The following is a 12,590-nucleotide window of genomic DNA, read 5'->3' as shown; positions in this document are numbered from 1 at the left end:
GATCAGCCGGATGCCAGCAGGCGTCGGTAGATCGCCAGGTCGTCCGCGGAGAAACAGCAGAAAAGCACGAGGTCGGGCATTTCCTCCCCGGCGAGTTCCACCCGCACGGTGTCGACCGCGATGCGCGCGGCCGGTTCCGCGGGAAAGCCGAAGATACCGGTGCTGATGCACGGGAACGCGATGCTGCGCAGGCGGTGCGCGCGCGCCAGTTGCAGGCTGCGCCGGTAGCAGGAAGCGAGCAACGCCGCTTCATCGTGATCGCCGCCACGCCAGACCGGCCCCACCGTGTGGATGACATGCCGCGCCGGCAGGCGATGGCCGCCGGTGATCTTCGCGTCGCCGGTCTTGCAGCCGCCCAGCAGGCGGCATTCGGCGACCAGCGCCGGCCCGGCGGCGCGATGAATCGCGCCGTCCACGCCACCGCCCCCCAACAGCGAGCTGTTCGCCGCGTTGACGATCGCGTCCATCGCCAGGGTGGTGATGTCGGCGTGGCGTGCGTCCAGGCGAGCGGTCATCAGAACAGTCCCGGAATCAGCGCGCGGGTACGACGCTGGTAGGCGAGATAAGGCTCGCCGAAGCGTTCGCGCAGCCAGCGCTCCTCGTGGCGCAGCTTGTACCAGAACGAGGCGGCGACGATGGCCAGGGCCAGCAGGCCGCGCCAGTCGCCCACCGCGATGGCGGTGCCGAGGAAGGCGAGCAGGAGCCCGCTGTAGATCGGATGGCGCACATGGCGGTATGGCCCCGCCTGGATCAGTTCATGGTCGCGCTTGATCTGCACTTCGCTGCTCCAGTTGCGGCCGAGCAGGAACCGCGCCCAACACGCCAGGCCAAGCCCGGCCAGCGTCAACAGCAGGCCGACCGTTTTGACCGAAACGTTCTTCGGGACGAACCGCTCCTGCAACAGGCTGTCGCCGAACCATTCGCCGGGGCCGAGCAGCACGATGGCGAGCGCCAGCGGCAACCAGTAGGCGCACAGGCGCAGCCACAGCGGCTCGGCGCGGACGACCGGCTTGGTGTCGCGCGCGCTGGCAATCCAGTACAGCAGGAAGCCGAGCCAGGGCAGGTAATGCAGCCATCCCGGGATTGCTTCGTACATCGCATGCTCCGGCTTGGAAGAAGCGCCGGGCGCATCGCGGGCGAGGAATCAGACCGGCGAAGGCCAGGCGTTGGCGATCTTGCAGAACAGCCGCGCGGTCTGCTCGGCGTCGTACACCGCCGAGTGCGCGTCTTCGGCGCTCCACTCGAAACCGGCGGCCTGCACCGCGCGCGCCAGCACGGTCTGGCCGTAAGCCACGCCGGCCAGGGTCACCGTGTCGAACACGCTGAAGGGGTGGAACGGGTTGCGCTTGTGGCCGACCCGGGTCACCGCGGCATTGAGGAAGTTGAGATCGAAATGCGCGTTGTGGCCGACCAGGATCGCGCGCTGGCAGCCGTGCCGCTTGACCGCCGCGCGCACCGGCGCGAACACGTGATCCAGCGCCTCGCGCTCGGGCTTGGCGAAGCGGAACGGGTGATCCAGGACGATGCCGGTGATTTCCAGTGATTTCGGATCGATGTCCAGCCCGGGCGCGGGATGCAGGTGCGCGCTGGTGGTCTGGCCGGGCACGAACAGGCCGTTCTCGTCGAGCTCGATCGGCACCGCCGCCAGTTCCAGCAGGGCGTGGCGGTTCCAGTCGAAGCCGCCGGTCTCCACGTCCACCACCACCGGCAGGTAGCCGCGGAAGCGGCGGGCCATGGGCGTGGTGGCGGGCAACTCGGCGGCGTTCATGGGCGACAGGGTAGCAGAGCGCGACGACGCTTTTGCTGCGCGCGGATGAATGCGGATTGGTGCCGCGCGCCGTACCCGATATCGAAACCGGCGGGCAGCCGATGGTCGCGCGGCGACGAACTCAGCCGGGCAGGGCGGTACCCAGCAGGCTGCCTTCGCGGCGCATCCGCACCAGCATCGCCTCGCCTTGCGCGATGAAGCCGTCATCGGCCGGTACGCCGGCTTCGGCCGCCAGTTGCCGCAGGGCCTGGCGGCCGCTCAGGCGACGTTCGCCGAGCAGCTCGAACAGGCGATAGACCAGCGGCGACAGATCCGCGAAACGGATCGCGTGGTCCGGGTCGCGGCGAACGAGCAGCAGGGTTGGTGTGGCTGGCGGTACCGACGGCCGGTACTCCGGCCCGATGCGCGGCACCGGCCACTGGTAGGCGAGCGCCCACGCCCATGGCGAAGTGACGGGCATGCCGTCCAGCAGATCGCCATCCGGATCATGGCGCGGCGCGGGCTCGTCGCTGATCTGCAAGGCCAGTTCCACCCATTCGTAATGCGCCAGTTCGGCCAGCCAGGGCGCGTCTTCGCGGACCGGACAATCCTGCAGGAAGCGGATGAATTCCCGCGCCACCTCCGGAAACAGCGGCGTGTGGCTGCGGTGCCGCGCATAGAATCCGCGTACCAGTGCGCGCCAGTCCGTATCGCCCAGGGTCTGGCGGATGACCGGGAAATTGCCGGCCAGCAAGCCTTCGATGTTGTTGAAGAACAGATCCCGGTAGATCGCCATGCGGCGATCCTCGATGCCGGGCGGCGCGGGATACCGCTGCGGATCACGCAGGTGCCGCGCGAACGCGAACTGCTGCTCGCGCAGATGCTCAGCCATGCGCGCTCTCGCGCGGGGCCGCCCGCGCCTGCAATTCGCGGACGTGGCCGAGTTCACCCAGCAGCGTCGCCAGCGGCGGGAAGTTGAAGTCGCGTTCCAGCAATGTCGGGCGCACACCATGCAGGCGATAGGCGTCCGCCAGCAGCGTCCAGACGTCTTCCTTCACGTCGGCGCCATGAGTGTCGATCTTCAGATCGTCGGCCTCGTCGTAGTGGCCGGCGATGTGGTACGAGGCGATGCGCCGCGACGGCATGCGCGCAAGGAAGCCGTGCGCGTCATAGTCGTGGTTGATCGCGTTGACGTAGATGTTGTTGACGTCCAGCAGCAGATCGCAGTCGGCTTCGTCCAGCACCGCGTTGACGAAATCGACTTCGGCCATGGCCTGGTACGGCGCCGCGTAGTAGGACACGTTCTCCACCGCGATGCGCCGGCCCAGCGCGTCCTGCACCTGGCGGATGCGGGCGGCGACGTGGTGCACCGCTTCCTCGGTGAACGGAATCGGCATCAGATCGTAGAGATGGCCATCGTCGGCGCAGTAGCTCAGGTGTTCGCTGTACAGCGCGACCTGGTGGCGATCCAGGAAACGGCGGGTGCGCGCCAGGAAGGTATCGTCCAGCGGTTCGACACCTCCCAGTGACAGCGACAGGCCATGGCAGGTCAGCGGCACGCGCGAGGTGAGTTGTTCCAGCGCTTCGCCCAGGCGTCCGCCCACGCCGATCCAGTTGTCCGGCGCGCATTCGAGGAAATCGAAATCGCCGGGCGCGGCGGCCAGCAATTGATCCAGCAGCGCGCGGCGCAGGCCGAGGCCGGCGGAGACGGGCGCGGGAGACAGGTGGGAGGAAACCACGTCGGCAGCGGGGAAGCGGTGGCCCGGCCATCACCCTCCCCCGGACGGGGGAGGGCACGGAACACGGGCCGGTCGGATCAGGCCGCGCCGCCGCACTTGCCTTCGCCGCACTTGCCTTCGTGCGCGGCCTTGCCGTCGGCCTTGGCGCCATCCTTCTTGTCGCCGCCGCACTTGCCTTCACCACACTTGCCCTCGTGATGGGCCTTGGCCTCGGCGGCATCGATGAAGCCGTCCTTGTTGGTGTCGATGGCGGTGAACTTGTCGCTCTTGCCGGGATGGGCGGTGTCGAACTCGGCCTTGGAGACCTTGCCGTCCTTGTCGGTGTCGGCCTTCTCGATGCCGCACTTGCCTTCACCGCACTTGCCCTCGGCCGTCTTGGCATCGGCGGCCTTGGCATCCTGGGCGGCAAGCAGGTAACCCTGCGAGAGCGGTTCCATCGCGAAAGCCGAACCCGCGAGAACGATTCCGCCGGCCAGCGCGGTGCACATGGCGAGGGCGACGGGCTTCTGGTTGGACTTGGACATTGCAGTTTCTCCAGTTGAGGTGCGGGGGTTCCGCACGGCAGGGGGCGCCAGTGTAATCCGGCGTTGTTAGGGAAGTGTGGGGTCTGCGCCGAGGTATTCGCGGGCCAGCGCGCGGGCCCGGTGCAGGCGGGATTTGACCGCCTGCGGGGTCAGCTGCAGCTGTTCGGCAAGCTCTTCGATGGTCATGCCTTCCAGGTCGCGCAGCAGGAGGATCTGGCGGTAGTGGGCTGGAAGCGTTTCCAGCACCCGCGCGACGTCATGGCCGAGCTCGACCGGTTCGAAATGGATGGGAGGCAGCAGGTCCTCGGTCACCGCCTCTCCGGTCAACAGGCGCAGGCCGCGCTTGAGCCGGTTGCACTCCCGCTTGACGATGCGGAACAGCCAGGAAGCGAAGGCCTCGACCGCGCGCAGGTCGCCGATCCGGCGGGATACCAGCAGCAGGCTCTCCTGCACCGCGTCCTCGGCGTCGTTGACCACGCAATGGTATTCCGCGTAGCGGCGCAGGTTCTGCCGCGAAATCGCCAGCACGCGCTGCAACGCCGCCGCGTCGCCGGCGCGCGCGGCCATCAGGTCCTCGATGCTTGCGATGGCTGCTCCACTCATCCGTCGTCGTTCTCCGTCGGTCAGCATCGCGCGTCCGCGCCATGTCCGCCAGCTGGAAAGAGAACGGGGGCGGGCGAAAGGATTCGCCCGCCCCCGGATTGGGTCAGCCGCTATTCAGCCCTGGAGCAGGGATCAGATCGCGCCGGTGGTGCTGGTCTCGTCGCGCTTGTCGCGGGCCGGCAGCGGCTGGTCGCCGTGGATCAGGAACCACACGTTCTCGGCGATGTTGGTCGCGTGGTCGCCGATGCGTTCCAGGTTCTTGGCCATGAACAGCAGGTGCGTGCACGGGGTGATGTTGCGCGGGTCTTCCATCATGTAGGTCAGCAGCTCGCGGAACAGCGCGGTGTAATGGGCGTCCAGTTCGGCGTCGCGTTCGCGGACCTGCAGGGCGTGGGCGTCGTCGTTGTTCTGGTAGGCCACCAGCACTTCGCGCACCTGCTGCGCGGCCAGCTTGCCCAGCGCGCGCAGGCCGGTGATCTGCGGCATCGGCGGCGAGACGTTGAGGGCGATGGAGCGCTTGGCCACGTTGGCGGCGTAGTCGCCGATCCGCTCGATGTCCGCCGGGATGCGCAGGCCGGCGAGAATCTCGCGCAGGTCGCGCGCCATCGGGCCGCGCAGGGCCAGGTGCATCACGTCATGGCTGATCTGCTGTTCCAGCGTATCGATGGCCTCGTCGTTGGCGATGATGCGCTGGGCGGCGCGGTCGTCGCGGCGTTCAATGACATCGAGGGCGGCTTCCAACTGCGCCACGGCGATCTCGCCCATGCGCACGATCTCGGCCACCAGCCGGCGCTGTTCTTCGTCGTAACTTTTCACAATGTGCTCGTGCGGTTGGGTGTTCATGGATGAGGGCCGGGATTGGGGATTGGGGATTCGGGATGGGCAGGAGCGGACGGGAGCGGGGAGGGGCGGGGAGTCGTGCTTGCGAATCCCCAATCCCGAATCCCCAATCCCGCGGGGCGTTTCATCCGAAACGTCCCGTAATGTAATCCTCGGTCTGCTGCTTGCTGGGCTTGGAGAAGATCGTCGCGGTGGCATCGTGCTCGATCAGCTCGCCCAGGTACATGAAGGCCGTGTAGTCGGAAACACGCGCGGCCTGCTGCATGTTGTGGGTGACGATCGCGATGGTGTAGTCCTGCTTCAGCTCCTCGATCAGCTGTTCGATCTTGCTGGTCGAGATCGGATCCAGCGCCGAGGTCGGCTCGTCCAGCAGGATCACGTCCGGACGCAGGGCGACCGCGCGGGCGATGCACAGGCGCTGCTGCTGGCCGCCGGACAGGCCCAGCGCGCTCTGCTTCAGCTTGTCCTTCGCCTCGTCCCACAGCGCCGCCTGGCGCAGGGCCTGCTCCACGCGCACGTCCATGTCGGCACGGCCGATGCGCTCGTGGTGGCGGATGCCGTAGGCGACGTTTTCATAGATCGTCATCGGGAACGGCACCGGCTTCTGGAACACCATGCCCACCTTGCTGCGCAGGCGGTTCATCGGGTACTTGGGATCCAGGATGTTCTGGTCGTCCAGCAGCACCTCGCCCTTGGCTTCCAGCTTCGGGTACAGCGAATAGATGCGATTGAAGATCCGCAGCAGGGTCGACTTGCCGCAGCCGGACGGGCCGATCAGCGCGGTGACCCGCTTTTCCGGGATCTCCAGGTTGATGCCCTTCAGGGCATGGAAACCGCCGTAGTAGAAATCCAGGTTCTTGGCCGCCAGCTTCACGCGGGCCGGCGCGCCGGCCTCGACTTCGCGCTGCGGGGTCGCGACCGAGATACGGGCCACGTCATTCATGGGTCACCTTGTTTCGCAGGAGGATGGTCCGGGCCAACAGACTGAGCAGCAGCACCAGCGCGGTCACCAGGAACGCACCGGCCCAGGCCAGCGAGTTCCAGGAGTCGTACGGGCTCATGGCGTACTGGTAGATGACCATGGGCAGGTTGGCCATCGGCTGCATCAGGTCGGTGCTCCAGAACTGGTTGTTGAAGGCGGTGAACAGCAGCGGCGCGGTTTCGCCGCTGATGCGCGCCAGCGCCAGCAGCACGCCGGTCACCACGCCGGGCAGGGCCGAGCGCAGCAGCACCTGGGTGGTCACCTTCCATTGCGGCACGCCCAGCGACAGCGCGGCTTCGCGCATCTGCTGCGGCACCAGCCGCAGCATCTCGTCGGTGGTGCGGACGATCACCGGCAGGGCGATGAAGGCCAGCGCGACCGCGCCCGCCAGGCCGGACCAGTGTCCCATCTGCGCCACCATCACGGTGTAGATGAACAGGCCCAGCACGATGGACGGCGCCGACAGCAGGATGTCGTTGACGAAGCGGATGGTCTCGCCCAGCCAATGCTTGTTGGCGTACTCGGCCAGGTAGGTGCCGGCGGCGATGCCGATCGGCGTGCCGAGCACGATCGCCAGCAGGCTGATCACCACGCTGCCGAAGATGGCGTTGAGCAGGCCGCCGGGTTCATTCGGCGGCGGCGTCATCATGGTGAACAGGTCCAGGTTCAGGCTGCCAAGGCCCTTGGTGATCGTGGTCCACAGGATCCAGACCAGCCACATCAGGCCGAAGATCGCCGCGGCGATCGACAGGGTCAGCGCGATGACGTTCTTGACCTTGCGCCAGGTGTACAGGGAGGCGGACATGTCAGTTGCCCTCGCGCTTGGCGAGCTGGCGCAGCATCAGGCGGGCGGCGGCCAGCACGATGAAGGTCAGCAGGAACAGGGTGAAGCCCAGTAGCAGCAGCGAGCCGCGGTGCAGCGGGTCGGTGGCTTCGGCGAATTCGTTGGCGATGGTCGCCGCGATCGAGGTGCCCGGTTCCAGCAGCGCCGCGCTGATCGCGTAGGCGTTGCCGATGACGAAGGTCACCGCCATGGTCTCGCCGAGCGCGCGGCCCAGGCCGAGGAACACGCCGCCGATGACCGCCGAGCGAGTGTAGGGCAGCACGATGTCCCACATCACTTCCCAGCGGGTCGAACCGAGCGCGTAGGCCGATTCCTTCAGCCGGCCGGGCACGGTCAGGAACACTTCGCGCATCACCGAAGACACGAACGGGATGACCATGATCGCCAGCACCAGGCCGGCGGTCAGCATGCCGATGCCCAGCGGCGGGCCGGAAAACAGCAGGCCGATGCCGGGAATCTGGCCCAGGTTCTCGTCAATCCACGGATAGACGTATTCGCTCAGTTGCGGCGCCAGTACGAACAGGCCCCACATGCCGTAGATGATCGAGGGGATGCCGGCCAGCAGTTCGATCGCCATGCCGACCGGCCCGCGCATCCAGGTGGGCGCGACCTCGGTCAGGAACAGCGCGATGCCGAAGCTGACCGGCACCGCGATCACCATCGCGATGGTGGCGCTGACCAGGGTGCCGTAGATCGGTACCAGCGCGCCGAATTCGCGCGTGCCCACGTTCCATTCGGTGCTGGTGAAAAAGCCCAGGCCGAAAGTCTGCAGGGCTTCACGGCCGCCCCACAGCATCGACAAGGCGGCGGCGATCAGGGAGATCAGGACGAACAGGCCGGCGGCGGTGAGCGTCCAGCGGAACAGGCGATCGGCGCGCGCGTCGCGGGCGGTGCGCAGATCGACCAGGGAAGCGGGGAGGGCGGCGGTATTCATGCGGTCGGGAAGTCCGGGCCGGCGTTGCGTGGGGGGAGGCGTGGCCGCGGTCAGTCGGCCACGCGCGGGGCACGGATCAGAGCTTGATTTCCGCCGCCCAGTACGCTTCGACCTGCTTCACCAGTTCCGGCGGCAGCGGCACGTAGTCCAGCTGTTCGGCCTGCGGCTTGCCCTGTTCGTAGGCCCACTTGAAGAAGTCCAGCGTGTTCTTCGCGCGCGCCGCATCCTTGGGCTGCTTGTAGACCAGGATGAAGTTGGTCGCGGTGATCGGCCAGGCGTCCGCGCCCGGCGCGTTGGTGATCACCAGGTTGAAGTCCTTGGCACCGGCCCAGTCGGCGCTGGCGGCGGCGGCGGCGAAGCTTTCCGCGGTCGGCTGCACGAAGTTGCCCGCGGCGTTCTGCAGCGAGGCGTAGGCCATCTTGTTCTGCTCGGCGTAGGCCAGTTCGACGTAGCCGATGGAGTTCTTCAGCTGGCGCACGTAGGCGGCCACGCCCTCGTTGCCCTTGCCGCCGACACCGCCGGCCCAGTTCACCGAGGTGCCTTCGCCCACCTTGCTCTTCCACTCCGGGCTGACCTTGGACAGGTAGTTGACGAAGTTGAAGGTGGTGCCCGAGCCGTCGGAGCGGTGCACGCTGTTGATCTTCTCGGCCGGCAGCTTCAGGCCGGCGTTGAGGGCGACGATGGCCGGGTCGTTCCAGGTGGTGATCTTGCCGAGGAAGATGTCGGCCAGGACCGGGCCGCTCAGCTTGAGCTGGCCGGACTCGATGCCGGCGACATTGATGACCGGAACCACGCCGCCGATGACCGACGGGAACTGGCCCAGGCCGGCCTGCGCCAGTTCTTCCGGCGACAGCGGCTTGTCGGAGGAACCGAAATCGACCGTGGCCGCCTTGATCTGGGCGATGCCGCCGCCGGAACCGATCGACTGGTAGTTGATCTTGGCGCCGGTGCTCTGGTTGTAGTCGCTGGACCAGCGGGCCATCAGCGGATAGATGAACGAGGCGCCCGCGCCGGTGATCTCGGCGGTCACCTTGGCCGCGCCGGTGCCGGCGTCCTGGCCGGCAGGCGTGGTGCCGGAGGCCGCCGGGGCGTCGGAGGCGGGCTTGCAGCCGGCGACGAACAGGGTGGCGGCGACGGCGAGGGCCGCGAGGCGGACCGGCGAAGCGAAGGACATGGCGGGCTCCATAACGTGGGCGGTTTGTGTCATGCCGGCTATGAAATGATGTTTTTGTTACAGCGTGATGACATTGTGGCCGGCGTCGGATTTCCGGCACTCGCCACGGACCGGGAGGTAGGAGCGCCGTCCCCGGCGCGAGCTCTTCCGACCCGCCGCCTGGTCGGTACCCGGTGACCCTGGATGGGGTGAGGCAGGGTCCTCCGATTGGCGCGGAAAAGCTCGCGGCCGGAGGCCGCTCCCGCCGCCGACAAGGGATATTTCCCGCGGCATAAAAAAAGCGGGCCAGAAGGCCCGCTTGGACAAAGATGCCAGTTGGTTTGAGAGAGGGGATCCCGACCGCGCGGGAGAGAGGGGTACGCGGCCGGGATCGGGGAGAGGATTACTTCAGGTTCTGCGACCAGTAGGTTTCGATCTGCTTGACCAGCGGATCCGGCAGCGGGACGTAGTCCAGCGCCTTGGCCTGGCCGTCGCCGTTGGCGTAGACCCAGCTGAAGAATTCCTGGGTGGCCTTGGTGCCGGCCGGGTTCTTCGGCTGCTTGCTGACCAGGATGAAGTTGGTCGCGGTGATCGGCCAGGAATTGGCGCCCGGGGCGTTGGTCATCACCAGGTAGAAATCCTTGGCGGTACCCCATTCGGCGCTGGCGGCGGCGGCCGAGAAGGTCTCGTCGCTGGGCAGCACGTAGTTGCCGGCGGCGTTCTTCAGGCGCGAGTAGGCCATCTTGTTCTGCAGCGCGTAGGACAGTTCGACGTAGCCGATGCCACCCTTGATCTGCTTGACGTACGCGGCGACGCCTTCGTTGCCCTTGCCGCCGATGCCGGTCGGCCACTGCACGGAGGTGCCTTCACCGACCTGGCTCTTCCACTCGCCGCTGACCTTGGACAGGTAGTTGACGAAGTTGAAGGTGGTGCCCGAACCGTCGGAACGGTGGACGACGGTGATCTTCTGCGCCGGCAGCTGCACGCCGCCGTTGAGCGCGACGATGCGCGGGTCGTTCCACATCTTCACCTTGCCCAGGAAGATGTCGGCCAGCAGGTCGCCGTCGAGCTTCAGCGCGCCCGAGGGCACGCCCGGCACGTTGATGACCGGCACCACGCCGCCGATCACCGACGGGAACTGGGCGAGGTTGAACTTGGCCAGCTCGTCCGGCTTCAGCGGGGCATCGGACGAACCGAAGTCGACCGTGCCGGCCTTGATCTGGGCAATACCGCCACCGGAACCGATGGACTGGTAGTTGACCTTCTTCTGGGTGGCCTTGGCGTAGTCGGCCGACCACTTGGTCATGACCGGGTAGACGAACGACGCACCGGCGCCGGTGACGTCGGCAGCGGCGGCCTGGGCCGAGAGCGCGCCGGCGATGGCCAGCACGGCGACGCGGGTCTTGAACGAGTTGAACACGGATGGCTCCTGGGAGTGGCGTAGCGGCACGGTGTGCCGTCGGCGTGCATTTCACGACGTTTGCGTGACAGCGCCATGTCGCCTTCATGACAGCCGGATGACAGGCGACCGGGGTCCTCAGCCGGTCGGGGAGCCCCTTGTACGGAGGCCAAGAGCTCGCGCCGGGACGGCGCTCCTACCCGGACGGATTTCCACCAAACCAAGGTAGGAGCGCCGTCCCGGCGCGAGCTTTTCCCGACAATACCCGCGCTCCCCCGGTCCCCCCTCCCGCAAAACGAAAGAGGGCGCGGCCTGCGCCGCGCCCTCCGCGAATCCCGTTCGGGATCGTTCCGGCTTACCAGTAGAACTGCAGGCGGGCTTCGACCACGTTCGGGTCGTCCTTCAGCACGCCCTTCTCCTGCTTGACCGCGACGTAGTTCAGCATGAACTTGAAGTTGGAGCGCCAGTACCAGTTCACGCCGGCGGTCCAGCTGTCCATCTCGCCGCCGACCACCGCGCCGTCGGTCAGATCGATGGTGTCGTAGCGCAGGCCCAGCTGCCACATGCCCTTGGTCGGGTCGCTCGGCAGGCCGGTGGTCGGCACGCCGGCCTTGTAGCCCCAGGTCTCGCCGGTGATGTTCCACAGGCCCGACACGTAGAAGCCGTCGCCGCTGTAGTCGTCGAAGCTGCCGTAGCGCTTGACGTCGGTCTTCATGTATTCGCCCTGCAGCTTGAACGGACCGTTCACCCACATGGCTTCGGCGCCGAGCACGCTGCTGCGGTCGCTGGCGCGCAGGCCGCTGCTGCCGGTATCGACAAAGCGGGTCGGGACCATGTCGGCCATCGGACGGGCGCGCAGGCGGATCACGTCGCCATCGGTGTCCTTGTCGGTGTACGACAGGCCCAGGTGCAGGATGCTGCCGGCCTCATTGATCGGCGCCCAGTAACCGCGGGCCGAATAGCCGCCGCCATGTTCGCGGTTGCGGGTCAGTTCACGGCCGAAGAAGCTGGCGGTCACGCCCCAGTTGGCGTCGCCGATGTTGTACTGCAGGCCGAGGCGGCGCGGGGTGCCCAGCGAGTTGGTGATCGACGACTTGGAGATGAAGTCGTTGTTCTTGGTGCTGGACAGTTCTTCCAGGGTGGCGCCCGGCTGCTTGAACTGGCCGATCTGCAGGAAGTGGTTGGCGTTGCCGCCGATCTTGTACTTGACGTTGGCGTCCAGGAACTTGTCGTCCTTGGCGTCATAGCCCAGCACCCACTCGATGTTGCCCGGGCCCTTGCCCTTGAGCACCAGTTCGGCGCGGCGCAGTTCGTTCAAGTAGTCGTCGCCATCCAGATCCGAAGACGAATCGGCGCCGTAGTCGATGGTGTCGGTGTCGAACTTGTAGAAGTCCGCCTGGACCAGGCCTTCGAACGAGACTTCGGAACCGCCGATCACGTCGATCGGAATCTCGGCCTGGGCGGCAGGCGCCGCGACCGCGGCCAGCAGTGCGAGAGTCAGGGTGCTGCGGGAGAGTTTCATGGGTTAGCCCTTGGGGCAGGTGTGGAAGACGCTGCGCAGGCTAGTTGGTAAAAGTTGCGTTATTGTTACAACGCTGTCTTATTTCGTCGGGATGACAGTTTGATGGCGGTTGGGGCCGGGATTGGGGATTCGGGATGAACGGCCGTGCGGCCGTTGAAAGCCGGGATTCGGTAAAAGCTCGGCTGTGCCTCTCCCTTTGAAAAAGGGGGACCGAGGGGGATTCGCTCCTGGCAGACGGCAGGCGCCCAACGTCGCCCGAGGCGCCTGTCAGCTTCCGATAGCCGTCATGCAGCTTGCCGCACA

General features: G+C 66.9%; 14 protein-coding genes. All 14 read right to left on the bottom strand.

Annotated elements, in window-relative coordinates; all coding sequences use genetic code 11:
- Positions 1 to 2: 2 nt before the first annotated feature.
- Positions 3 to 515 (bottom strand): O-acetyl-ADP-ribose deacetylase, encoded by a 513-nt coding sequence (locus tag FHW78_RS16445; RefSeq protein WP_183643098.1) that lies wholly within the window; start codon positions 513 to 515, stop codon positions 3 to 5.
- Positions 515 to 1,096 carry an isoprenylcysteine carboxylmethyltransferase family protein gene (locus tag FHW78_RS16440; protein WP_183643095.1) on the bottom strand — a complete coding sequence of 194 codons (582 nt, stop codon included), beginning with the start codon at positions 1,094 to 1,096 and terminating at the stop codon, positions 515 to 517. Before FHW78_RS16440 ends, FHW78_RS16445 begins: the two co-directional genes overlap by 1 nt.
- A gap of 48 nt (positions 1,097 to 1,144) precedes the next feature.
- Positions 1,145 to 1,768, bottom strand: a complete 624-nt coding sequence (gene rnt, locus FHW78_RS16435) for a ribonuclease T (protein ID WP_183643092.1) — start codon at positions 1,766 to 1,768, stop codon at positions 1,145 to 1,147.
- A 121-nt stretch (positions 1,769 to 1,889) separates the two neighbouring features.
- Positions 1,890 to 2,639, bottom strand: a complete 750-nt coding sequence (locus FHW78_RS16430) for a putative DNA-binding domain-containing protein (protein ID WP_183643089.1) — start codon at positions 2,637 to 2,639, stop codon at positions 1,890 to 1,892.
- The gene (locus FHW78_RS16425; RefSeq protein ID WP_183644758.1) at positions 2,632 to 3,471 is read right to left on the bottom strand and encodes a DUF692 domain-containing protein; all 840 of its coding nucleotides are present in this window, start codon (positions 3,469 to 3,471) and stop codon (positions 2,632 to 2,634) included. The genes FHW78_RS16430 and FHW78_RS16425 overlap by 8 nt, the downstream gene beginning before the upstream one ends.
- A gap of 92 nt (positions 3,472 to 3,563) precedes the next feature.
- On the bottom strand, positions 3,564 to 4,010 hold the full coding sequence (locus FHW78_RS16420) for a hypothetical protein (protein ID WP_183643086.1): 447 nt from the start codon (positions 4,008 to 4,010) through the stop codon (positions 3,564 to 3,566).
- 66 nt (positions 4,011 to 4,076) lie between these two features.
- Positions 4,077 to 4,613: a sigma-70 family RNA polymerase sigma factor gene (locus FHW78_RS16415; protein ID WP_183643083.1), complete on the bottom strand. Its 537-nt coding sequence runs from the start codon at positions 4,611 to 4,613 to the stop codon at positions 4,077 to 4,079.
- Positions 4,614 to 4,745: 132 nt separating this feature from the next.
- The gene (phoU, locus tag FHW78_RS16410; RefSeq protein ID WP_183643080.1) at positions 4,746 to 5,456 is read right to left on the bottom strand and encodes a phosphate signaling complex protein PhoU; all 711 of its coding nucleotides are present in this window, start codon (positions 5,454 to 5,456) and stop codon (positions 4,746 to 4,748) included.
- 121 nt (positions 5,457 to 5,577) lie between these two features.
- Positions 5,578 to 6,396, bottom strand: a complete 819-nt coding sequence (gene pstB, locus FHW78_RS16405) for a phosphate ABC transporter ATP-binding protein PstB (protein ID WP_183643077.1) — start codon at positions 6,394 to 6,396, stop codon at positions 5,578 to 5,580.
- Entirely contained in the window at positions 6,389 to 7,240 is an 852-nt protein-coding gene (gene pstA / locus FHW78_RS16400; protein ID WP_183643074.1) for a phosphate ABC transporter permease PstA, read from the bottom strand. Before pstA ends, pstB begins: the two co-directional genes overlap by 8 nt.
- Before the next feature lies 1 nt (position 7,241).
- On the bottom strand, positions 7,242 to 8,213 hold the full coding sequence (pstC, locus tag FHW78_RS16395) for a phosphate ABC transporter permease subunit PstC (RefSeq protein WP_183643071.1): 972 nt from the start codon (positions 8,211 to 8,213) through the stop codon (positions 7,242 to 7,244).
- Positions 8,214 to 8,289: 76 nt separating this feature from the next.
- A complete protein-coding gene (gene pstS / locus FHW78_RS16390; protein ID WP_225562209.1) occupies positions 8,290 to 9,387 on the bottom strand; it encodes a phosphate ABC transporter substrate-binding protein PstS in 1,098 nt (365 codons plus the stop codon).
- Between the two features lie 382 nt (positions 9,388 to 9,769).
- A complete protein-coding gene (gene pstS / locus FHW78_RS16385; protein ID WP_183643065.1) occupies positions 9,770 to 10,786 on the bottom strand; it encodes a phosphate ABC transporter substrate-binding protein PstS in 1,017 nt (338 codons plus the stop codon).
- Positions 10,787 to 11,120: 334 nt separating this feature from the next.
- Positions 11,121 to 12,287, bottom strand: a complete 1,167-nt coding sequence (locus FHW78_RS16380; protein ID WP_183643062.1) for a porin — start codon at positions 12,285 to 12,287, stop codon at positions 11,121 to 11,123.
- Positions 12,288 to 12,590: the final 303 nt, after the last annotated feature.

Origin of the sequence: Pseudoxanthomonas sp. OG2 (genome assembly GCF_014192765.1) — a bacterium.
GTDB lineage: Bacteria > Pseudomonadota > Gammaproteobacteria > Xanthomonadales > Xanthomonadaceae > Pseudoxanthomonas_A > Pseudoxanthomonas_A beigongshangi.
Note: the sequence above shows the minus strand (reverse complement) of the source record. Positions and strands in the feature narration are given on the sequence as shown.